16 protein-coding genes are annotated in these 23303 nt (G+C 54.2%); 14 read left to right on the forward strand and 2 right to left on the reverse strand.

Annotated elements, in window-relative coordinates; all coding sequences use genetic code 11:
• Nucleotides 1-33: 33 nt before the first annotated feature.
• Nucleotides 34-2349: a 3-O-beta-D-glucopyranosyl-beta-D-glucuronide phosphorylase gene (locus HYD27_RS25165; protein WP_219219769.1), complete on the forward strand. Its 2316-nt coding sequence runs from the start codon at nt 34-36 to the stop codon at nt 2347-2349.
• A gap of 45 nt (nt 2350-2394) precedes the next feature.
• Nucleotides 2395-4218 (forward strand): beta-glucuronidase, encoded by a 1824-nt coding sequence (gene uidA / locus HYD27_RS25170; protein WP_219219771.1) that lies wholly within the window; start codon nt 2395-2397, stop codon nt 4216-4218.
• Nucleotides 4219-4469: 251 nt separating this feature from the next.
• On the opposite strand, the gene HYD27_RS25175 is transcribed toward uidA, so the two are convergent.
• The gene (locus HYD27_RS25175) at nt 4470-5249 is read right to left on the reverse strand and encodes an ABC transporter ATP-binding protein (protein ID WP_219219773.1); all 780 of its coding nucleotides are present in this window, start codon (nt 5247-5249) and stop codon (nt 4470-4472) included.
• 142 nt (nt 5250-5391) lie between these two features.
• Here HYD27_RS25175 and HYD27_RS25180 point away from each other — a divergent pair, with 142 nt between their 5' ends.
• From HYD27_RS25180 to HYD27_RS25200, 5 genes are all read left to right on the forward strand, one after another.
• On the forward strand, nt 5392-6213 hold the full coding sequence (locus HYD27_RS25180) for a helix-turn-helix domain-containing protein (RefSeq protein ID WP_219219775.1): 822 nt from the start codon (nt 5392-5394) through the stop codon (nt 6211-6213).
• 134 nt (nt 6214-6347) lie between these two features.
• Entirely contained in the window at nt 6348-7028 is a 681-nt protein-coding gene (locus HYD27_RS25185) for a hypothetical protein (RefSeq protein WP_219219777.1), read from the forward strand.
• 418 nt (nt 7029-7446) lie between these two features.
• Nucleotides 7447-7905, forward strand: a complete 459-nt coding sequence (locus HYD27_RS25190; protein ID WP_219219780.1) for a VOC family protein — start codon at nt 7447-7449, stop codon at nt 7903-7905.
• Between the two features lie 26 nt (nt 7906-7931).
• Nucleotides 7932-8630, forward strand: coding sequence for an SDR family oxidoreductase (locus HYD27_RS25195; RefSeq protein WP_219219782.1), 699 nt, complete (start codon nt 7932-7934; stop codon nt 8628-8630).
• Nucleotides 8631-8832: 202 nt separating this feature from the next.
• Entirely contained in the window at nt 8833-11769 is a 2937-nt protein-coding gene (locus tag HYD27_RS25200; RefSeq protein WP_219219784.1) for a glycosyl hydrolase 115 family protein, read from the forward strand.
• 99 nt (nt 11770-11868) lie between these two features.
• Here the strand turns inward: HYD27_RS25200 and HYD27_RS25205 are convergent, their stop codons facing one another.
• A complete protein-coding gene (locus HYD27_RS25205) occupies nt 11869-12702 on the reverse strand; it encodes a helix-turn-helix domain-containing protein (RefSeq protein ID WP_219219787.1) in 834 nt (277 codons plus the stop codon).
• 202 nt (nt 12703-12904) lie between these two features.
• Here HYD27_RS25205 and HYD27_RS25210 point away from each other — a divergent pair, with 202 nt between their 5' ends.
• From HYD27_RS25210 to HYD27_RS25240, 7 genes are all read left to right on the forward strand, one after another.
• Entirely contained in the window at nt 12905-13738 is an 834-nt protein-coding gene (locus HYD27_RS25210) for a metallophosphoesterase family protein (RefSeq protein ID WP_219219789.1), read from the forward strand.
• A 547-nt stretch (nt 13739-14285) separates the two neighbouring features.
• Entirely contained in the window at nt 14286-15893 is a 1608-nt protein-coding gene (locus HYD27_RS25215; RefSeq protein WP_219219791.1) for an extracellular solute-binding protein, read from the forward strand.
• A gap of 86 nt (nt 15894-15979) precedes the next feature.
• The gene (locus HYD27_RS25220) at nt 15980-16882 is read left to right on the forward strand and encodes an ABC transporter permease (RefSeq protein WP_219219793.1); all 903 of its coding nucleotides are present in this window, start codon (nt 15980-15982) and stop codon (nt 16880-16882) included.
• A 40-nt stretch (nt 16883-16922) separates the two neighbouring features.
• The gene (locus HYD27_RS25225) at nt 16923-17795 is read left to right on the forward strand and encodes a carbohydrate ABC transporter permease (RefSeq protein ID WP_219219795.1); all 873 of its coding nucleotides are present in this window, start codon (nt 16923-16925) and stop codon (nt 17793-17795) included.
• Nucleotides 17796-17813: 18 nt separating this feature from the next.
• Nucleotides 17814-19517, forward strand: coding sequence for a hypothetical protein (locus HYD27_RS25230; RefSeq protein ID WP_219219797.1), 1704 nt, complete (start codon nt 17814-17816; stop codon nt 19515-19517).
• A 76-nt stretch (nt 19518-19593) separates the two neighbouring features.
• Nucleotides 19594-20778, forward strand: a complete 1185-nt coding sequence (locus tag HYD27_RS25235) for an MFS transporter (protein WP_228745323.1) — start codon at nt 19594-19596, stop codon at nt 20776-20778.
• Between the two features lie 60 nt (nt 20779-20838).
• Nucleotides 20839-23088, forward strand: a complete 2250-nt coding sequence (locus HYD27_RS25240; RefSeq protein ID WP_219219798.1) for a helix-turn-helix domain-containing protein — start codon at nt 20839-20841, stop codon at nt 23086-23088.
• Nucleotides 23089-23303: the final 215 nt, after the last annotated feature.

The raw sequence follows: 23303 nt of genomic DNA on the forward strand, positions 1-23303 counted from the left end.
CCTCTCAGCCAACAGGAAAGGTGTGCAATTTATTTGAACAGAAGCAGGCCTTACGGGTATTTCAAGGATCAGGGGAAACGATATGTCATTACCACTCCCCGCACGCCGGCAAGATGGTTCAACTATTTGTTTAACGACACGTATTATATGGAGGTTTCCCAGACCGGGCAGGGCGACAGTGTTGCTTTTCAGCCCCGGAACCGCACCTTTACACGGGGCTTCCGCTATTTCTATATTAAGGATCAGGAGACGGGGAATGCATGGTCTCCGATGTACCAGCCGCTGAAGACTGAACCGGAGGCTTATGAGTGCATTCATGGCTTAGGGGCCACCGAAATTCGTTCCAGATATAAGGATATCGAAACCTCTGTGCATGTGTTTGTGCCCATGAAGGGCCAGCAGGAGATCTGGACGGTCACACTGACGAATACAGGCGCGAAGCCGAGAGACCTATCCCTGTTCACAGCATTTGCGCTGGAGAATGGCGGAGTCATGGGCAGCAAATGCGAATTCGATGAGGAATTGCAAATTCTGTCGGCCTTTTCCTTTCCCTATCATGTCACCTATGAGCAGAAGGCCGGGTGCGACGACCATACGAATCATGTGTATGTCTATTCGGACCGTCCGGTGGATTCCTACGACTGCAGCCAGCGCGCTTTTTTTGGCGGCGATGACATATATGAGCTGCCGGCCGCCGTACAGAACGGGAGCTGCTCGGGCCGGCGGGCAGAGGCGGAGCATCCGCTCGGAGCGCTTCAGCAGGCGGTCGCGCTTCAGCCGGGAGAACAGGCGGTGAGCCGTTTCGTGGTCGGCTGCGCCCAATCCCCGGAAGAGATCCGCCGCAGCAAGGCGGAGCTTGCCGCCAAGGGATATGACAGCCTGCGCAGGGAAACCGAAGCGTACTGGGAGCGGATCAGCGGCACCTTCCGGGTGGCGACGCCGGATGCGAATGTTGATGCGTTCATGAATGTCTGGCTCAAAAAACAGATTGTAATGCAGACCCGCACGAACCGCATGTCCAATTATTGCCCGATCCGCAACCAGCTTCAGGATGCTCTGGGCTATGCCCTTATCGATCCGTCCGGAGCAGCGGAGTATATGATATCTGTCCTGAAGGGCCAGGAAACCGGCGGCTTCATTCAGCAGTGGATTATGACGGACGGATCTCCGCCCAAGCATCTGTGCCTTCTTAACCATACGGATGGTCCGGTATGGCTGATCATCTGCATGACAGCGCTGCTGAATCAATGCGGAGATGCGGAGCTTCTGCACCGGCAGGTCGGGTTCAAAGATTCCAGTGAGAGCGCCAGCATTTATAAGCATCTGCTGTTGGCCGCCGATTATATGGCAAGTGCAACCGGGGCCCACGGGCTGTGCCTTATGGGCGACGGGGATTGGAACGACCCGATCAACGGCCCCGGACGGCTGGGCCGCGGCGAATCGGCCTGGAACACGATGGCGCTGGCCTATGCCGTTCAGGCACTGCTTCCGTTCTGTGAACAGCTTGGCGACACGGACAGCGAACAGCATCTTCGGTCCATTGCCGGACGGCTTGCGGACGCTGTGAACAGCACCTGCTGGGACGGCGGCTGGTATGTGGCCGGATTCGACGATTACGGGAAACCGTTCGGGACGGCACAGGATGAGGAAGGCAAGCTGTTCCTGAACACCCAGACCTGGGCCGTGATGAGCGGCATCGCCGGAGGAGAGCGGCTGGACAAGTGTCTTGCGGCTATCGACAGCCTGAACACCCCTTTTGGCCCGAGGCTTTTGGAGCCGCCGTTTCGCGGATGGAATCCCAAGTGGGGAAGAATCAGCCTTAAGCTGGCGGGCGCTACGGAGAACGGCTCCGTCTATTGCCATGCCTCCATGTTCAAAGCGTTCGCCGACTGCATCGCAGGCAGGGGAGCCGAGGCCTGGGAGACGATCAGCAGAACACTGCCGACGCACCCGGACAACCCGCCGGAGAGCAACGGGCAGGTGCCGATTTTTGTACCCAACTATTATTTTGGCTTGGCCGATTCACCGAACTACGGCAAGTCCAGCCATCATGTCTCTACCGGTACGGTGGGCTGGATGCTCTGGACTACGCTGGAATATGCGCTGGGCATCAGAGCTACAGCCGGCGGACTCGTCATCGACCCGTGCATTCCCGCCGGATGGCCCGAATACCGGGTGGAGCGGAAGTTCCGCACGGCAACCTACCGGATACATGTCGCCAATCCTGACCGGATAAGCCGGGGGGCGGCAAGGGTAACTGTGGATGGTGAAGCCTGGATCGGTACCGCCCTTCCTTATGAAGCAGGAAGGGAGTATGAGGTTGCTGTCCGGCTGGAGCCGGAACAATAAACGGAGCGTATAACAGAGCAAATATAGATTGGAGCGTATAAACCCATGCTGTTTCCAAAAGATACGATGACGCGCGAAATTAAGGATCTATCAGGCATATGGCGCTTTAAGGCGGACCCGGGCAATGAAGGCAGGGAAAAGAAGTGGTACAAGGAGCCGCTTCAGGACACGATCCTCATGCCGGTACCCGCCAGCTACAACGATATCACCCAGGATGCGGCGCTGCGTGACCACATCGGGGATGTCTGGTACGAGCAGACCTTCAGGGTTCCCCGTACCTGGACCGGCGACCGGATCATGCTGTGGGTGGGAAGCGCCTGCCATCATGCGGCAGTGTGGGTCAACGGTGTGGAGGCGGCTTCGCACAAAGGGGGCTTCCTTCCCTTTGAAGCCGATATTACGGACATCGCATTGCCCGGGCAGGAGAACCGCGTAACGATCGTGGTCAATAATATCCTCAATTGGCAAACGCTGCCGCCGGGGCGGATCAAAACATTCGATGACGAGAAGCATCCCGCAGGCTACCGGGTGCAGGAATATTTTCATGATTTCTTCAATTATGCCGGCATTCACCGGCCCGTGAAGCTGTACCGGACCTCCAGGTTGCACATTCAGGATGTAACGGCAACGGCGGATGTGCAGGGCGGTACGGGAATTGTCCATTATACAGTGGAGTGTTCCCGGCCGGAAGGAGAGGTCCGGCTCAGGCTGGTGGACGAAGCCGGGATCGAAGCGGCGGCAGGCAAGGGAAGCTCAGGACACCTGCGCGTAGAGAATGCCCGGCTGTGGAAGCCGCTGCAGGCATATCTCTATACCCTTCACGTAGAGCTTCTGGGTCCTGACGGGCAATTGGCCGACCATTATCAGCTGCAGGTGGGCATCCGTACCGTCAAAGTGGAAGGGACAAGGTTCCTGATCAACGGGGAGCCCTTCTACTTCAAGGGCTTCGGTAAGCATGAGGATAGCGATATTAAGGGGAAGGGACTGGACCAGGCGGTGAATGTGAAGGATATGAACCTGCTGAAATGGATCAACGCCAACTCCTTCCGCACCTCCCACTATCCGTATGCCGAAGAGCTGCTGGACCTGGCGGACCGCGAGGGAATTGTGGTTATCGGCGAGGTTCCGGCGGTGGGCTTCACTTTTTTCAACTATAACGACAAGGTGTATACGCCCGACCAGGCCAACGATGAGACACTGGCTCATCATCTGGAGGTATTAAGCGATCTGATTGCGCGTGACAAAAACCATGCGTCCGTCGTCATGTGGAGCCTTGCGAATGAAGCGGCTACCTTTCAAGAAGAAGCGGTCCCCTATTTCAAGGAATTGGCGGATACGGCCCGCAGGCTGGACCCGCAGCGGCCGATTACCATTGTGCAATGGCCGCTGCCGGATAAATGCAAGGTGGCGCAGTTTTTTGATATCATCTGTGTGAACCGCTATTATTCCTGGTATCAGGACCCGGGTGCCCTGGAGCTGGTGGAGCATCAGGTGGAGTGGGAGCTGACGAACTGGTTCCGCAATTTCCAGAAGCCCGTGATCATGACCGAATACGGGGCGGATGCCATCGCCGGTTTTCACCAGGACCCTCCGGCCATGTTCACCGAAGAGTACCAACAGGAGCTGCTAACCCGCTATCATAACGTCTTTGACCGGCTCGACTTCGTGATCGGGGAGCATGTCTGGGCGTTTGCGGATTTTGCCACCAAGCAGGGCATTACCCGAATTAACGGCAACAAGAAAGGCGTGTTCACCCGCCAAAGACAGCCCAAGGCAGCAGCCCAAATGCTCCGCAGACGCTGGGCGGAGATGGGGGAATATCCGGTTAAAACCGGGGCAGCCGAAATCATTGCCGGGGCAGAGAAGTAAGTGGAATGGAGAATGAAATGGAATTAGGTAACCTAAATGGACGGAAGAGCTGGAAGCAGAGGGAATAGTGGGAAAAAGGCAACACTTGCGGAAAAGGGGATGAGTGGAGAATTAGGTTCACTTTTTCCACTTGAGCTTATCGCCTTGCCTCAGCAGGAAGGCCTGGAAATAACTTTACGCCCCCATTTCCATCATCTGTGGTGCCGCGTCAGCGGCATGGATGGCTTTGTGGGGTTATTTTCTTCCGGCTGTCAATCTTCGGCCGGCCGCACGTAGACGCGTTCCCCATGACGTTCCACGATCACTCCGGATTCAAAGAAACCGCTCAGTACCGGGGCCGTCAGGATTTCAGAGGTAAGGCCGCTTTGCACGGCTTGGCCTCGCCGCAGCAGCAGAGTATGGCCGAAGACCGGCAGTATCTCTTCGGTGTGATGGGTAACATAGATTAGCGTCGGCATTTCTTTCCCCAGGGCCAGCCCACGGATGCTGTCCAGCAGCCGTTCCCTTGAGAACAGGTCCAGTCCGTTGCAGGGCTCGTCCAGAATCAGCACGCGGGGATTGGCCATCAGCGCACGGGCAATCAGCAGCTTTTGCTTCTCGCCCTGGGAGCAGGTTCTGTATTCCCGGTCCCACAAATGAAAGCAGCCCAGCTGCTTCATGAGCTCTTCAGCACGTGCGTTGTCCTGCTCCGTCAAGTGATCGTACAATCCAATAGTGGCATGCTTGCCGCTGATGACGACGTACTGGGTACGGTCGGTGCCGTAGAGCTTCTCCTGCAAGGAGGAGCTTACCCAGCCGATGGATTTGCGCATTTCACGCAGATCCACTTCGCCGTAGCGTTCGCCAAGGACAGAGATAGTCCCCGTGGTGGGCCAGAGATACCCGGTAATCATATTTAACAGCGTGGTTTTTCCGGAACCGTTCAGGCCCAGGAGGGCCCAATGTTCTCCCGGGCGTATAGACCAGTTGATTCCGTTCAGCAAGGTGTGCTTGCCTTGGGTCCACGTTACATTGTGTACATCAATAATCATGAGGTAACCTTCTTTCCGCAAGTTAATGCAGCTAATAATACTACTATTATCATTATGATAAATGCATCCCGGCCGAAAGTCATTGTGAAAAGTGCTCGGAAACGAAGCACTTTTTGCTATAATGGCAGCAGGTGAGATAACTATGGAGATTAATGTGCTGACAGATACCTTTGAGCTTTGGAAAGGCAAAAGCGGTTTTGCGAACACTCCGCATGAGCATGCGGACTGGTACCAGGTTACCCTGCCCGTAAAAGGGACATGCGACTTGCTGCAGAACAGGAAATGGTACGGGCTCCAGGCCGGAGAAGGTTTCCTTCAGCAGCCTCAGACAGAGCATTCTTTTCAGGTTGGTGCCTTATCGGCTGTTATCGTAATCAAGTTTCGCGGCAGCCTTCTGAACCGGATGAACCAGACGGTGCCGGGAGGTTCACGGGAATATAGAATGATGCAGGATTTTAATCCTGAAGAGATTACTGCGCTCTTCCGCAACTGGTCCTATGATTTGCTGGGAAATGAAACGGACCCTCTGATGGTCCAGCAATTGGAGGTCCAGGTGGGGGGATACCTTGAGCGGCTGCTTCAGGGGGACCGGGAAACAGACCGGCCTGTAGACAGAAATTCCTTTCCCCGCCCCTATACGGCTGATCCCCATATGACCCGGGTGCTCGATTATCTGCATAGCTGCTATATGACTGCCGTTGACATTGAATCCATGGCTGTCATCGCTCTGCAGAGCCGGTATCATTTTATCCGTTCGTTCAAACATTTGACGAAGCTTACACCTTATCAGTATGTGTTAAGACTTAGAATCGGCGAAGCCCGGGAGAGGCTGCGGCTATCGAAGGAAACCGTGACGGAAATCAGCTTCGCCTTGGGATTCTCCAGCGTTACGCAGTTCTACCGGGCTTTTCTGCGCCAGACCGGCATGACGCCGACGGATTACCGCAAATTCACCAGTATCTAGTTATTTACTGCGGTGATGTCATTGACGCGGAAAAAATTGGACATTATAATCTAACAAAACGGACGAAGCACGTCCCGTACTCCATGTCATTCTGGTGTGCGGGATTTTTTTGTGCAGAGAAGGAGACTTTCGGAATGGGATTTGCCGAAGAACATGTGAAATGGCTGGAGTATCATAAGAACCGCAGGAACGGAGAACGTCTGGACCGTTTGAAGCGCGGGCATGGGCACGGTGAGCAAATGTTTGTGGAGCGGGTGTGGTGGCCGATTTTTGGACATTTGGAGGATCTTCATCCGGAGTACGAGGTCGCGGATTGGCGGGGACGTCCTTATTTTGTTGATCTGGTGTGGAAGTCCGGGCAGGTCAGGCTTGCCATTGAAATCAAAGGGTATGGCCCTCATGTGCAGCATACGGACCGGACCAGATACCGGCAGGAATTAAACAGGGAAACTTATCTGCAAATTGCAGGATACCGTGTCGTGGCCGTTCCCTATGATGATCTGGAGTCGGTGCCGGAGCTGACTATTTCTTTATTCAAATCTTTGCTGGCTCCATGCCTGCTGAAGAGCGCGGATGAAGAGAGCCGCCAGTATACCAGGCTGGAGAGGGACATTCTACGGATTGCTAGCCGCACCAAGGGGTTCATCAAGCCTGTTGATCTGGTCAACGGACTTGGAGTGAACCCGCGTACTGTCAAGAAACAAATGAACTCTTTGTGTGTAAAAGGGAAATTAAGACCTGTGATTGCCCGGGGCAGCAATCGAACCTGCCGGTATGAGTACGTTCATTCTTTGATGGATAACGAGCTATGGTAGATAACTTACAGTTGGGCTAGGTGGCAGAATGAAGGGTAAAAGTGCCTTTGATTGCGCCGGATGCAGACGGGATGGCAGAATGAAGGGTAAAAGTGCCTTTGATTGCGCCGGATGCGGGCTAGGTGGCAGAATGAAGGGTAAAAGTGCCTTTGATTGCGCCGGATGCGGGCTAAATGGCAGAATGAAAGGTAAAAGTGCCTCTGATTGCGCCGGATGCGGGCTAGGTGGCAGAATGAAGGGTAAAAGTGCCTTTGATTGCGCCGGATGCGGGCTAGATGGCAGAATGAAGGGTAAAAGTGCCTCTGATTGCGCCGGATGCGGGCTAAATGGCAGAATGAAGGGTAAAAGTGCCTCTGATTGCGCCGGATGCGGGCTAGGTGGTATGGTAGTCTGGTCAGACTTGAAGGAGGTTATGGGGATGCCGGGATGGCTTGGGAATCATTTTGTTACACAGATTGGAATTTTGGTGAATGACATCGAGAAGGTCAGCGGGGCGTATGCAGACTTCTTTGGACTGGATAAGCCGGAGATTATCGTTACCGATACGCCGGATATTGCCCGGACCCGGTATAACGGAGAAGCAACGGAGGCGCGGGCCAGGCTCGCTTTTTTTGACATGGGCTCCTTGCAGCTGGAACTGATCGAGCCGGATCATGAGCCGAGCACATGGCGCGATTATTTGAATGAGCATGGGGAAGGGCCGCATCATATTGCTTTTGTGACCGAAGGGATGCAGGAAAAGATCATGCTGCTCGAAGGCCAGGGGTTCCCGCTCCGGCAGCAGGGTGAGTATACGGGAGGACGTTATGCCTATATGGATACGTTCAAGGAGCTGAAGGTGCTCGTGGAGCTGCTGGAGAACGACAACAATGAATAGACATTTGTAATCAAGGAGTGGATGATATGATTATTCTAATTACCGGTGCCGGACGGGGGCTGGGTGTGGAGCTGGCTGCCGAAGCGCTGCAACGGGGGCATGAAGTCATCGCCGGGGTCCGCCGGCCCGATCAGGCACAGGCGGAGCTGGCCCGGCTTATTGCCGCCTATGGGGACAAGCTGACCGTGGCCGCGCTGGATGTGACGGACGAAGAGGGAGTCGCGGCGCTGGCTGCAGAGCTGAAGGGGCAAGGCCGGACGCTCGGAGCCATCATCAATAATGCGGCTGTCCTGACCGCCCGGGACACACCGATTGAAGAGCTGGATCTGAAGGATATGCTGGCAACCATGGATATTAATCTGTACGGGCCGATGCGGGTGGTCAAGCATTTTCTGCCGCTGCTCGCCGGGCCGGAGCGTTCGATCATCAACATCTCGTCGGAAGCGGGCAGCATCTCGAATGCCTATCCGGGCGACTATCCTTATGCCATCTCCAAAACGGCACTCAATATGTTCTCGCAGCAGCTGCATGTGTATGTGCAGGAGCGCGGCATACAGGTGCTCAGCGTGCATCCCGGCTGGATGCATACGGATATGGGCGGGGAAGAAGCCCCGACGAATCCGCGCCAAAGTGCAGAAGGCATTATCAGCCTGATTGAGCAGCGCCGCGCACCGGAAGGCCGCTTCAGATTCGTGGATTATACCGGCAAGGATATGGACATTTAGGTGAACCGAACAAACGTGGAGGCCCCGGCAAGGGAATGTGCTTGCCGGGGCCTCCACGTTTTATTTTGCCTAATTCCCATTTAGTAATTACAAAAACTCGCTAGTTTCCCCATGGAGGATGCAATCGCTTACCTATATAATGTGCCTAAGAACAGGATGGCCTGCCTATACGAATTAAAGAATGACAAGGGGAGATATTACGATGATACCAAATCGCGCGTTGGACAACACTGGAGCCGAAGCACCGGGAAGCCCGGGGGAAAAGGAACATTACGACTCCTTGCCTGCCAAGGAATTCACGCTTGTGAACCAGGGCAAGGCAGCCAAGATTTATGTGGACCCCAAGGGGAGGGATTATAGCGGCTTGCGCCGGGTGGCAGAGTCCTTTGCTTCAGATATAGAAATGGTAACCGGAGCAGTGCCTGCGATTCTCACGCAATTGGAGCAGCCCGAGGGAACGGTTGTCATCGCCGGATCAATCGGCAGCAATGCGTTTATCGATGCCTTGATAGCGGAGGGAGCCCTGGATGTATCCTCTATTCAAGGCAAGAGGGAATGCTACCTGATCCAGGCCGTTGCACGTCCGGCTGCGGGAGTGGACCAGGCGCTTGTCATTGCCGGAAGCGATAAGCTGGGGACAATCTACGGCATCTATTCGGTCTCCTCATTCATCGGGGTCAGTCCTTGGGTATACTGGGCGGATGTTGTCCCCGAACGGACCCCGACCCTGAGGATTCCCGAAAGCCGGTTGAATACCGTCTCCCGGGAACCCTCCGTGAAATACAGGGGAATCTTCCTGAATGACGATTGGCCGTCTCTGGGCTCTTGGGTGACCCATGCCTTCGGCGACTTCAACGAAGACTTTTATGACAAGGTATTCCAGCTGCTCTTAAGGTTGAAGGGGAACTATTTATGGCCGGCTATGTGGAGCGCCGAATTCAGCCTGAACGGCAAAAGCAGCCCCATTGCCAACGCCAGGCTTGCCGAGGAATACGGCATCGTTATGGGGACCTCGCATCATGAGCCGCTGTTCCGGGCAGGCAGTGAATGGCAGAAGGTTTACAGGCAGTATGGAACAAGCAGCCTGTGGGATTTTGCCCGGAACAAACGGGCCATCACGGATTTCTGGGAAGATGGAGTCAAGCGCAATAAGGAATTCCGTAATCTGATTACACTTGGCATGCGGGGAGAGAGCGATTCTGCGCTGGAGGGCTCCGACCGGGAAAATATTGAGCTTTTGAAGGAGATTATCCTTACGCAAAAGGCTCTGTTGAAGAAGTACAATCTGGAGCAAGCGCCTCAAGTCCTGGCCGTGTATAAGGAGGTGGAGAAATATTGGTACGGTACGGATGAGGTGGAGGGCCTCAAGGACTGGGAGGCTCTGAGGGATGTGACGATTCTGCTCTCAGATGACAACTTTGGCAATCTCCGCAAAATCCCGGCGGCGCATCAGCAGAACCGTAGCGCAGGCTGGGGGATGTACTACCATTTTGACTACCACGGCGGCCCTTTTTCCTATGAGTGGGTGAATACCGTTCCGCTGGAGAAGGTCTGGGAGCAAATGTCCATGGCGTTCGATTACGGCATCCGTGAGGTATGGGTTGTCAATGTCGGGGATCTGAAGCCTATGGAGCTGCCGATATCGTACTTCATGGATCTGGCCTATGACTTCGATGCATGGGGAACCGGAGCAGAAAACCGGACTAAGGAGTACACCCAAAGATGGGTGGAGCAGCAGTTCGGACCGGGCCTGGACAAAGAGGCCGCACTGGGAATAGCGAAGCTGTTGTCGGATTACACCCGGATGAACGGCCGGCGCAAGCCGGAAATTGTAAGGCCGGCCACCTTCAGTCTTCTTCATCATCATGAAGCACAGAGAGTTCTGCAGCAAGCGGTTGAAATCGAAAATGCGGCGGATGCGCTGCAGGCGCTGATTCCGGAGACGCATATGGATGCCTGCTATCAGCTCGTCTATTACCCCGCTGTCGCGTCGGCCAATGTGGTCCAAATGCAGATTTATGCAGGACTGAACAGCCTGTATGCTGAACGGGGCAGTATGCTGGCCAACACCTATGCGAAGCTGACAACCGAAGCGATTGAGAAGGACAAGCGGCTGGAGCTGAAATATAATACCGGAATCTCGGGAGCGAAATGGAAGGGCATGATGAGCTCCGCCCATGTAGGGTATGTCCAGTGGGATGCGGAAGGCTGGAAGTACCCGGAGGTGCGCTACGTCTCTCCTGCCAAGGGTCCGCGGATGATTGTCGACGTGGAGGGGACGGAGCAGGGGTATATGTCCGGCACAGCCCGCCTTCCGGTATTTACCAATCTGCAGCAAGAGGCGTATAACATTACTATCAGCAACGGCGGCGAGGCAGGCTTTGAGTACCAGGCGGAGCGCAGCGCGGACTGGATTCTGATTAAGCAGCGCAAGGGCTGGATAGACACGGGTGTGACAATTGAGGTTTCTGTGGACTGGGAAAAAGCTGCGGGAGCATCATCCGGCCTGATTACCCTCTCGGGTGCCGGAGGTACCGTGAACATAGAAGCGGCGGTGGAGTGGACCGATCTTCAGAATGTGCCGCCGATGACCTTCATTGAAACGCATCATGCAGTATCCATTGAGGCAGAGCATGCGCTGAACCGCGTGTCAAGAGCCGGAGTCGAGTGGAGAATAATTGAGAACTACGGACGCACCTTATCTTCGGTTAAAATGTTTCCGGACGGTGCAGCCTTTGCCAGTCCCGGGCATGCGCCATATCTGGAGTACCGGCTTCTGGTGCGGCAGGACGGAGAGTATACCTTGACCGCCTATATTGCGCCGACGAACCGGCTGTCACCGGGCGGCGGATTGAAATATGCGGCAGGCTTTGACCATGAAGCGCCGGTGGTGGCGGACGCGCTGCCAGCGGGCTATGTGGGCGGCGATCATGATAATGAACCGTGGTGCCGCGCCGTTATCGATAATATTCATACCCCGGCCACCCGTCATACTCTGGAAAAAGGGCTGCATACGCTCCGTTTTTACGGGCTTGATGCCGGGCTGGTGCTGCAAAAGCTGGTGCTGTCCGCTGTCCCGCTGCCCTATTCTTACCTGGGTCCGGAGGAAAGCTTCAATACGGGACAGGCCGGGCGTTAAATGCTCCGTCTGACGGGAAGCGGAAAGGATGCCCGGGCAGGTTCCGGGCATCCTTTATTCAAAGATAAGAATGTATATGTTTCACGCTATACATTAGCCTTATCTTTCCCGCTGAAACGGATACCGTCCATATAAGGACGGCGAAGCCGTTTCCACTTGCAGCGCGGATGACGGAGGATATCCCTTTATATTCTTGAATACATTGCTGAAATAGGCAACATCATGATAGCCGCAGTGCTCGGCCACTTCCGACACATTGAAGCCGCCTGCCGACAGAATCATCTCGGCGTTGTTCACCCGCACCTTGTTCATGAATTCTTTGCAGGTCGAGCCGGTGTTCTGCTTGAACAGCTTGCCCAGATATACGGGATTCAGGCCGACCCAAGCGGCCAGATCGCCAATCGTCACATCCTCCGAATAGTGATCCATGATATAGGCCATTACCTTATGGATTCTCGGATCAACCAGCGGCGTCTCCCGGTGGTGGGCGATGCTCAGCAAACGGTACACAATCAGCTGGAACAGCGCCCGGGCCTTCATCCGGTAGAATGGCTGTTTGCCCATCCAGACATGGGAGAACTCCCGTATATCCTCCAGAATCTCTTTGGTTCTCCAGTTCCTGGTTACAGTTGCAAAAGGAAGCTTGATATGATTGTCAGCGCCCTCCCAGAAGAAATTATACGCATATGAATGCATTGGCGCCTCCCTGAAGGTGCGGGCTTCCCGGACGCTGCCGGAAGGAGCGTAGAGCATGTCACCCGCTTCTACGGTGAACTTATCGCCGTTAATAAAATAATCCGCTTTGCCTTCAAGGATGAACGTCAGATCATGGAAATCAATGCGGCTCCTCGCAATCTCCCAGTCCGGAAAGCATTTGCGGTCCACGAACAGAAAAATATTCGGAACCAAGTTCTCATATTTGCTAATGTCCATTGCAGCGCTTCCTCCTCCCGGTACATCATAGCATCATGAATTGGAATGATAAATAGCATACCCCCATTTTCCGGCACAAGCCTTAAATTTCTGTCCGCAATGAATTGAAGCAAAGTTCTCTCCCGTGTCCAGGATATGTAACTCTGTATTGAATATAAATGCGTATATCAAGCATTTTATTTATTGCAGAGAGGTGAAACAGTTGAAAAAACAGGCCCCGGCAGGCAGAAAAGGCAGCCCTTCCAAGACGGTTAAGGCAAAGCGGGCATCCGGACCGGCAGCGAAGGCCCGGGTTATCCGCTTTGCGGTGATCGGGGACAGTCATGTGGGATACGGAAACAGCTCCGGTATTTTTAAGCATCTATTGTCCCAAGCGGTCCGCGGCATGGAACCGGGCTTTGTAATTTTCGGAGGGGATAATGTACAGGCGGGAGCTGATCGCGGGAGCAATGCGGCAGCTTTTTACAAGGATTTCAAGGATACGGTGACAAGCACGCTGGGGAGTATTCCTTATAAAGCTTCGATTGGCAACTGGGAGGCGGGCACCCGGACGTTGTTCACCAAATATTTGGGCGCTGCTGCCGGGCAAATGAACTTCCCGGGCACGCAGGGGAAGGTGAAGTATGTGTGGCTCGATTGCGCATTGGGCCGGTTCAGTCCGGCCAGTCTGGCGCTGCTGAAGAAGCTGGATGACCAGCATTATTATGTGATTGGCTTTCATTGGCCGCTTAGGCTGGAAGGGATTACGGTGGAATCGAGCCATGTGCTGAGCCAGTCGGAAACCGTCAAGTTTTTCTCGGCAATTCCTTCAAGGGCAAGGGACAGGGTGCTGGCCATTTTTACGCATCATGGGCATTTATTCTACCGGAAGCTTGATCATATCTATCCGGGCTTCCCCACGACCAAGTTTTTTGTCTGCGGGTGCGCGGGAGATTATAAATGCAAGCAGACCGGGGACCGGGGTTATTACGATGCCGCTTTGACGATTAAAGGGAATCAAGCCGGCATTGAAGCGTTTGGGATAAAGGTTATGTAGGCCCACAGCAACACAATATAAGAATATAAGCAGCAGGCGTTCTTGGAGTATGCCGGGAGCGTCTTTTTGGGTTTCTGTAAAGACTGAACCTGGTACCATTGTTGAATGGCTGTACTTTCTGCAATAGAAAGCTCCTTATTCGGCGGCGGATCGTATTCTGCTGTATGGGGTGCAGCAGAATTCCTAAACAGAGCTGAGCCGGACGGATTGCCAATAGAGCAGTGCAGTTATAGCTTCCAAATCCTTGCATAATCGGCATAAGCCGTCTTGCGCAGGATCAAAATAAGGCTGAATCCGGGCGGGGCGGGCCACCGGCTTGCGTACGGAATACAGTTTATTGCTGCGATAATTGTTTATTTGTCAGCTTCCCCTACATTGCTCAAGCCTTTCACTGCATTCCCCCAATCTATTTATCTGCTGAAAATGGTTTATTGTGCGGAGTCGTAATACTATGTAATACTTTGTGACATCGATAGCGCCGGAGTTAGGCAAAAAAAACATTCGATGATAATTTAAGTGACATTAAAAGGGGAAAGGTGATGAGAGAATGACAACAAGATGGTCGAAGAAATGGGCAAGCCCGGCAGTGGCGGTCGTATTAATTTCCTCTATGCTGTTATCCGCATGTTCTTCCAAGGAGGATGCGGCCAGCGGGAATGCGGCGTCGGAAGCCTCAAAGCCTGTTACATTAAAAGTGGAGCTGTTCGACAGGGGGAACTCGCCCGCCGGTTACACCATTACCGACAGTTATTTGACGAGACTGGTGCAGGAGCGTTTCGGCGAGCCGAACAATATCGATGTCCAGTTCGTGCCGGTGCCGCGTTCGGAGGAAATTCAAAAGCTGAATGTGCTGATGGCCAGTCAAAGCGAAGTGCCGGACATTGTATTCACCTATGATTCGGGAACCTTCAACCGGTATGCGGAGCAAGGCGGGCTCACAGACCTTACTGAATTGCTGGATCAATATGCACCGGACCTCAAGACCTTTCTGGGCGAGGACACTTTAGCCTACGGACAATATAAAGGACAGCAATTCGCGCTTCCGGGCAGAAGACTTGTGCTTGGCAAGTATGCCGGATATGTCCGCCAGGATTGGCTCGACAAGCTGGGCTTGCCGGTGCCGCAGACCACCGAGGAGCTGTACACTACGCTCAAGGCCTTCAAAGACAAAGATCCTGGCGATACGGGCGGCAAGGTCATCCCGTTTGGCGTCAGTCTGGCGTCCGCCCAGTATGAACCGCTTCTCTGGTCCTTCATTGAGCCGCTTACTGAAGAGCAGCGGTATACACTGACCCAGCAGCTTGGCTCCAATGATTATCCGGCCCTGCTTCCGGGCTTTAAGGAAGGTCTGGAATTCATGAACAAGCTGTACAATGAGGGCTTGATGAGCAAGGACTTCGGCCTGGATAAAGACAAAAAGCAGCTGTGGCAGAATTTGCAGAACGGTCTGCTCGGCTTCTATACAGAAGATGCCGGGGAGCTGTACTTCACAGCCAATGGCGGTTACGAGAACCTGCAGGCCAATGTGCCGGGTGCCGTTATGACACCGGTTGATGCATTCACAAATTCGGAAGGCAAGCATGCCAAGCCGGCCTATGCGCCAAACGCAATGTATGTGATGATTCCAAAATCAAGCAAAAATGCGGAAGCAGCGCTGAAATATCTGAATTGGATGGCTTCGGATACGAATCTGTTCGACATGCAGTACGGGGTGGAGAACGAGAACTATACCATGGTAGACGGTGTGCCTGTAGTCAAAGCGGATGCCACTCAGGAGGCTATGGACCGGATTTACAACTTTGGCGACCTTGCCATCATCGTAAACGGTAAATTTGCCGGTGACGATGCCAAAAATGAGGCGGCGTACATTGCGCAGACCCCTGAAAAATACCAGGCGGATATGCGCAAATCGGTAGAAATCTCCAACACGGACAACATTCAGCCGGTGCGGTTCGATCATCCGATTGAAGCGGAAGCGAAGTATGGTACGGCGCTGGCCGACAAGTTCCAGGAAATCATCGTCAAGATGACCATGATCAAGCCGGACCAGTTCGACAGCACCTACGATTCCATGATGAAAGATTATATGGCCAGCGGCGGCCAGGCGATTCTGGACGAACGCACCGCGGCATACAAGGAAATGGTTTCCAAATAAAATGACGGCGGTGTTACGGTGGCGGGAGCCGGCTCCGGCTTCCCTGCCATCCGCTGCCGCAGGGCGGAAGAAGGAGAGTGAAGGCAGTGAAGAATTCCGTTTATTTACGCAGACATTGGCAGCTGTATGCTTTGCTTGTACTGCCGGTCATTTACTTTATCATATTTAAATACGGACCCATGTATGGGGTGCAGATAGCTTTTAAGGACTTTAACTTTTTCCAGGGAATTGGCGGCAGTGAATGGGTCGGACTGGATACCTTCCGGGAAGTGTTTCAGAACAACAACTTCTTCAAGGCGCTGCGCAACACGCTGATGCTCAACCTGCTGGACCTGATCGTTTCCTTTCCCGCACCTTTGATTCTGGCGATCATGCTCTACGAGCTGAGAATTACCTGGTTCAAAAAAATTGCCCAGACCATCCTGTATATCCCCCACTTTATTTCCTGGGTTATTATCGGCGGCATTGCGCTGCAGGTCTTCGGAACCCAATCGGGGTTCATCAACAATCTGCTGACAGGAATGGGCCTGGAGGCGATTCCCTTCCTCTCGGACAAAAATTATTGGCTCGCCACCTATCTTCTGATCGGCGTATGGCAGAGCGCGGGCTGGGGAACCATCCTGTACCTGGCGGCACTGACCGGGATCAACAAAGAGCTGTTTGAGGCAGCGGAGGTGGATGGGGCAAGCCGCTTCAAGAAGATTCTGCACATTTCCTTGCCGGGCATCAAAACCACGATTGCCACACTGCTCATCATCAACCTGGGCAATATGATTTCCATCGGCTTCGACCGTCCGTTCATTATCGGCAACGTCGCTGTACGGGATTATTCCGAAGTGCTGAGCACTTTTGTCTACCGTATAGGTATTGAGTCGGGACAAATTTCACTGGCAACGGCTGTTGGCCTGTTCCAAGCGGTGGTCGGACTGGTCTTCCTGCTCGGTTCAAACTATGCATCCAAGAAGCTGGCGGATGAGAGCATACTCTGATCCGGAGCCGGAATAAACAGAGAAAGAGGGGGAATGAAAAATGAGTGAACGCGCAGTGAGCCGGATATTTGATATCTTTAATGTCCTGCTGATTACTTTCGTTGTGATTTTGTGCCTGATGCCTTTTATTCATATTATTGCGGTATCCTTAAGCTCCAGCCGTCCGATAATGGCGGGACTGGTCAGCTTTTTCCCCAGAGACTTCAGCTTTGAAGCTTACGCCCAGGTTTTTTCCGATATGTCCATGATCCGCTCCCTTGGCTTTACAATCTTTCTGACCATTCTGGCTACAGCTCTGTCTATGGCCATGACGATAGCCGTTGCGTTTGCCCTGTCCAAAAAGGATCTGCGGGGACGAAAATGGTTCATGCTGATCATTGTCATTACGATGTTCTTCAGCGGCGGGATTATTCCCGATTATATTCTGGTCCGCAGCCTCAACCTGCTGGATACAGTCTGGGCGCTGGTGCTGCCGGGGCTGATCAGCCCCTTTTATATGATTATCCTGATTTCTTTCCTGAACAGCATTCCCAAAAGCCTGGAGGAGGCCGCGGAGATTGACGGCACCACGCATCTGGGCACCTTGTTCCGCATTATTCTGCCGTTGTCGCTTCCCGCACTGGCTACGCTCAGCCTGTTCTATGCCGTGGGCCGCTGGAATGGCTTCCAGGACGCCCTGATGTATATCAACAATACCAATCTGTACCCGCTGCAGCTCAAGCTGTATCAGATGATCCAGAACAATCAGGTGAGCGATCTGATGCAGCAGGAGGGGCTGGGCATGAACAAGCTGATGCCGGAGAGCCTGAAGGCGGCAAGTGTAGTGTTCACCACGCTTCCGATTCTGATCGTCTATCCGTTCCTGCAGCGCTACTTCATCAGCGGCATGATGGTCGGGGCGGTCAAGGGCTAAGGGGAGGGAGGAAGACAAATGACACAGGCGATGATAGACAGACTCACGAAGCAGCAGCGGTTCCTGGTGCAGCAGTCGCTGGCGATGATGGACCCGCTCTATGACGGGGAGATGGAGCTGCTCAGGGACGAAGAAGAGTCCGGCAGGCACAATACCCGCAGCAGCGCGCATTATGCGCTGGCTCTGCTTATCCGGGGGGCTGACGGTGATGCCGGACGGGCGCGCAAAGTGCTGGAGCGGGTGATGGATATGCAGTTCGACTGTCCGGACGAAATTTACCACGGCACCTTCCGCACCTCCCCCCAGGCAGCCTTGCCTCCGGCAGGCAACTATGACTGGAAGAAGTTCGCCCCGGGCTTCAGCTTTTTCCTGAGCGAGACGGTGGAGAAGGTCGGGCGGCAATTAACCGGCCGGCTGTCGGCAGAAGGGAATCTGGCGGCAGCGGGTCTGGATGACAAGACCATTAGACAATCCCTGCGGAATGCAGTGGATGAAGTGCTGCCCCCTGTATGGAGAAGCTATGATCCGAACTGGCGTGAATTCATCGCCTGCACCTTTGCGCTCATTCTTGATCAATTTGAAGGTATGCTGCCGCAAGAGCTGGTCCGCCGGATGGATGAAGCGATGAAGAGGGCGGCAGCTGCTTCAATTGACCGCCGTGTCTCCGACGCGATTCCGATGAACTCGAATATTGTACTTATGCATATCTTCATTGTCCACTACTACGGGCACCGGTTTGCAAATGCGGGCTGGATGGCGCATGCGGACCGGGAGGCGGCGGAAACGATGGCTGCTTATGAGGAATTCGGTTCCCTGGCGGAGTTCAATACGTCTACCTATTACGGGGTGGATCTGACCGTGCTGGGGATGTGGAGAGTGTACGGCAAATCTCCTTCCATCCGGCAAACCGGACGCATGCTTGAGCATGGACTCTGGGGCAATATCGCACAGTTCTATAATCCGAATCTGGAGAATCTGTCGGGGCCCTTCTCCCGGGCCTATGAGATGGAGCTGACCGGCCACAGCTCGATAGGCGTCTTTCTCTATCTGGCACTGGGGGAAGGCTATGAATATATGGCTGCCGTCAATTGCGAAACCAGCCATGACCCGCTGATTGCCCTGGCGGGCGTGGACCTTCCGGAAGAGCTGCTCCCGCAGTTTAAGGCGCATAGCGGAGACCGCAGAACCGAACGGAGGTTCCGCGAGCTTTGCGAACGGGACAAGCCCGGAGAGAACCGCAATTTGTGCACCGCCGCCGCCTGGATTGAAGGCCGGCGGATGCTCGGAGCGATGTCGGGCAGCCGGAACACGAACGGACAGATGCACCCGGCGACCATCCACTGGATGAATGCCCGGGGGGAGAAATGCTACCTGCGGCTGCTCCGCAGGGAGAAGGGCAAAGGCTGGAACACCCACCTGCGGGGGGTGATCTTCGAGGCCGGTGTGGAAAAGGATCTGCTGGCCGTTGATGTCCGGCTGGATACGGATGTGGACATAGAGGTTTATTTTGAAATCAGCGGACCCGGACTGTCCTCCGCGGAGATTGCTCCTGAACGCTGGCTGCTGCCGAATCTAAGCTGCACGGTGTCTGCCGCCGCTCCGGACCCGGCGGTTTACTGGGACCGGGAAGGAAAGCTGCTGGAGATTATTTATTTGCACCGCCCCCAGGACGGGAAGGCGCGCATGAGCTTTACTCTGCGGCTGGACCCGCTCCATCCATAACCCTATCAGGCTGGACCTCAAGCCGGGCGGGAGGTCTGTCTTTTGCCAATAACCTATGAAGAAGGAAGAATGCAACTTGGAGAATACGGCGATAATACCTGTGCAAGCCAAAATGGAGCTGATGAAGCTCCGTTTGGTATATCTGTTTTCAGGCCTCGCGGGCGGATTGTTTAATCCCTATTTGACAACCCTGTTTGTTCATCAGGGACTGGGGGCCGATGCAGCCGGGGTGTTGATGTCGGTGGGGACGTTATTATCCATTCTGGTGCAGCCCGTCTGGGGCCTGCTGGTGGACCGCTACCGCCAGACGAAGCTTGTGCTGATTCTAAGTATATCTGTCCCCGCCTGCCTTTCTTTCTTTTATGGCTATAAGTATTTCATAGTGATCGTAATGGCATATATCCTGTCGATTGTCTTTCAGGCCACACAAAGCCCAATTGCCGATTCCTATGCCGTCTCGGCAGCGAAGAAGGCGTTCACCTCCTACGGAACAATCCGCATGCTGGGCAGCCTGGGCACAGCTCTGGGCGGCTATGCGGGCGGACTCTATTTGTCTAACTTCGGAATTACACAGCTGTGGATGCCATTTCTGGCCCTCAGCCTTGCAAGTGCCGTTACTGTGCTGAGCCTGTCACGCAGTACGGAGAACAATGCCGCTGCGATTTCGTTGTCCCAAGGTCTCAAAGAACTGCTGGGGAACCGGCTGTTTGTAATGTTTCTGGCCGCCTGTTTTTTTGTGAACCAGACACTTACCGCCTACAACTCCTTTTTCGTGCTGGCCTTTCAGGATGCCGGGGGCAGCTATTCTTTGGTAGGCACCGCATTGCTGCTGGCTTCCCTGACCAATATTCCCTCCATGCTGCTGGCCGCCAGGATTCTCCGCAGGCTTGGGCATGAACGCACATTGCTGCTGGCCGCTTTTTTCTATGCCTTGCGGTGGGCGATTCAATGGCTGTTCCCGGTTCCCGCAGTAATGGTCGGCATTCAGGTGCTGCACGGCTTGTCCTTCGGCCTGTTCTACGTCGCTGCGGTTGAGCATGTAGCAAACGCTGCGGGAAGAAAAATGCAGGCTACCGGCCAAAGCGTATTTAATATGGTATTTTCAGGACTTGGGGGCATTGCGGGCAACCTGCTGAACGGTTACTTGTATCAAGCGGGCGGAGCACAGGCGATGTATCTGGCCTGCACTGTCAGTGCACTAATCGGAGCAGGCATGTTATATTGGATTAACAGAATGGCGGGAATGTCACCCAACCTGTAATTCTCAGGCCCCCGGCGGCAGATCCCGCTTATTCAAGTTATGAGGAGCGGGGGGTTCAAAATGAAGCGAAATTGGTCCAGCCGAATGATGTTCTCCTACTTTCCTATATTTCTGCTGACCGTATCGATTCTCATCTTTCTCTCCTTTCTCATAGTAGGCGAGCTTTCGCGCAATGAGACCAATAAGGCCAACCGCATCTCTACAGGCTACGTCGTGGATTCCGTGCAGAATGCCTTGAGCGAAGTGGAGCTGGCTGTGCTGCAGGAGATGGAGACCAATCACGATTACAGCGATTATCTGAACGGGGTGAGCGATCAGGATGACCGGACCCGCCTCTACAATACCGTGAAGGATATGCGTGACATGATATACCGCAATCAGCTGATCGACTCCATCTACATATACCGGGAGCTCGACAGCAAGGTGCTGACCCTGAACGGGCTGATGGACAGCGAGGTTTTTGCCGACCGGGATTACCTGAACCAGGCGCTGAGCCGCACGGATACAGGCGGGTGGAGCGGTGTCCGCAATCTTCAGATGTTCAGCTCCGATCCTAATGCACGCGTGATCAGCATGTATAAGCGGCTGCCGCTTCCGTTCGGCTCCGAAGGTGTAATAGTCTTCAATCTCAGCATGTACCGGATTGAACGGATGATTGACGATATGACGAACAGCCAGGTCTCCTTCATGCGTGTTGTTAATGATCAAGGCGAGCTGGTCTATACGGCCCACGGAGACAAAGAAATACCCAAGGGAAGTGTACTGACCCGGATTGCTCTGGACAATGCGGGCTGGACCTTTGAGAGCGGCATCCTGGCCGGAGAACTGTTCGCCTGGATGTCCGTGGTCTCGTATATCTGGATTATTATCGGCATCCTGACTGTGGTTATGGGAACCCTGTACGTCCTGTATATTACCCGCAAGAATTACCGGCCGATCAAGGCGATGATGAACCGGATACAGGCCCTTCAGTTCCGTGAAGAGGGCATGGATACCACCTCAAGGAACGAGCTGGTCATGATTGACCAGGCGCTCGAAGCCCTGATTCACCAAACGATGGATTATCAAAAGCAGCATGATGAGAATCTGCTGGTCCGGCGGCGCCAGCTGTTCCTGGATTTGCTGGAGGGAGAACGCATTGCTTCCCTGGCGGACCATCTGGAGCGCTTCACTCCGTTCGCCGGTGAGACGGGGCAGTTCGCTTACATAGCAGCTGAAATTAACCATTACGACGATTTCCGGCGGAAATATCCGGCTAAGGACCAGAATTTGCTCAAGCTCACGCTCATGAATCTGTTCCAGGAGCTGGCGGGTGAAGAGGGGCTGCAGGGCTGGGCCGAATGGGTGAGCGGCAACCGGATTGGACTGATCGCCAGCTCCGGGGAGGATTCCGGAATGGACCAGGAGATCTTGCGGATACTCGCCGAGCGCTGCCTGCGCTGGGTCAGCGACAATCTGGGGCTGTCATTGGCCATCGGCGTGGGGCCGGTCGTTGCCGGATTGGAATCTGTACCGGGGTCCTGCACAGCGGCAGACATGGCCTTGCAGCACAAGCTGTCGCTTGGCAGGGATATGGTCGTGCTGAGCGGCAGCCTGCCGGACAGATCGGCACTGCAGTCGTACAAATATCTGCAAATGCTCGGCGGAATTGTCCGGGAATTCCGTATTGCGGACGAGGGCTGGCGGCACAGGCTCGATGAGCTGTTCGTCTGGTTCAGCGAGGATCAGGTGAAGGATGAAGAGATTCACCTTATGCTCCACACTCTGATTCAGATGCTGGACCGTGAGCTGGGCCAGCTGTCGGACAGCCTGAAAAGAATATTCAGCGCACCGAGCCTGCAAGGCTATTACAGCGAAATTGAAGCGGAAACGACATTGGCTCAGGTTCACGCCGTGCTGCTGAAATGGCTTGCCGAGATCTACCGGATCTATGTATCCGTCAATGAGTCCAAAAGCTACCGGGCGATGATCAGCGAGATGAAGGTATATATAGAAGAGAATTTTGACAACCCGGACCTGTCGCTCAAGCATCTGAGCGACAGGTTCCAAATTTCGGGCAAATACGCCAGTCATCTGTTCAAAGAGGAATTTGACATGAAATTTGTGGATTTTCTGACTCAGCTGCGGATGCAGCGGGCCGAGTATCTGCTGGCTACAACCAGCGACAATCTCCAGGATATTGCCCAGAAGCTGGGCTACGCCAATTCCATTACCTTCGGGCGGGTGTTCAAGCGGATTGTCGGCGTCACTCCGGGTGACTACCGCAAGCTGAAGATGGGGCCCGGCAGGCAGGGGGAGGACAGCAGGTAGAAGGACCGGGATGCTGCGCTCGATCGCTACCGGGGCCTGGGAGTGAGGTGGAATTAGTGAACTTCATTGGACTGAAAAGCTTGTGGTAGAGGTAGCGTCAAGAAGTTTGTGTAATTATCTTTAAAGGTTGTAGGATATCCATTGGGACAATGGATAGGAATGGTTTTCAAGGGTCAGGGGGGATCCCCCCTGCGAAAATTTCCTTTCATATCCAG

The organism is Paenibacillus sp. S150 (assembly GCF_019352175.1).
Lineage (GTDB): Bacteria > Bacillota > Bacilli > Paenibacillales > Paenibacillaceae > Paenibacillus_AQ.

Excerpts from the sequence above, each read along its gene's own strand:
- HYD27_RS25215 (WP_219219791.1), top strand. The coding sequence starts at position 14,286 with ATGACAACAAGATGGTCGAAGAAATGGGCAAGCCCGGCAGTGGCGGTC.
- HYD27_RS25205 (WP_219219787.1), bottom strand. The coding sequence starts at position 12,702 with ATGGACATTAGCAAATATGAGAACTTGGTTCCGAATATTTTTCTGTTC.
- HYD27_RS25230 (WP_219219797.1), top strand. The coding sequence starts at position 17,814 with ATGACACAGGCGATGATAGACAGACTCACGAAGCAGCAGCGGTTCCTG.
- HYD27_RS25180 (WP_219219775.1), top strand. The coding sequence starts at position 5,392 with ATGGAGATTAATGTGCTGACAGATACCTTTGAGCTTTGGAAAGGCAAA.
- uidA (WP_219219771.1), top strand. The coding sequence starts at position 2,395 with ATGCTGTTTCCAAAAGATACGATGACGCGCGAAATTAAGGATCTATCA.
- HYD27_RS25190 (WP_219219780.1), top strand. The coding sequence starts at position 7,447 with ATGCCGGGATGGCTTGGGAATCATTTTGTTACACAGATTGGAATTTTG.
- HYD27_RS25185 (WP_219219777.1), top strand. The coding sequence starts at position 6,348 with ATGGGATTTGCCGAAGAACATGTGAAATGGCTGGAGTATCATAAGAAC.
- HYD27_RS25195 (WP_219219782.1), top strand. The coding sequence starts at position 7,932 with ATGATTATTCTAATTACCGGTGCCGGACGGGGGCTGGGTGTGGAGCTG.
- HYD27_RS25200 (WP_219219784.1), top strand. The coding sequence starts at position 8,833 with ATGATACCAAATCGCGCGTTGGACAACACTGGAGCCGAAGCACCGGGA.
- HYD27_RS25175 (WP_219219773.1), bottom strand. The coding sequence starts at position 5,249 with ATGATTATTGATGTACACAATGTAACGTGGACCCAAGGCAAGCACACC.
- HYD27_RS25240 (WP_219219798.1), top strand. The coding sequence starts at position 20,839 with ATGAAGCGAAATTGGTCCAGCCGAATGATGTTCTCCTACTTTCCTATA.
- HYD27_RS25225 (WP_219219795.1), top strand. The coding sequence starts at position 16,923 with ATGAGTGAACGCGCAGTGAGCCGGATATTTGATATCTTTAATGTCCTG.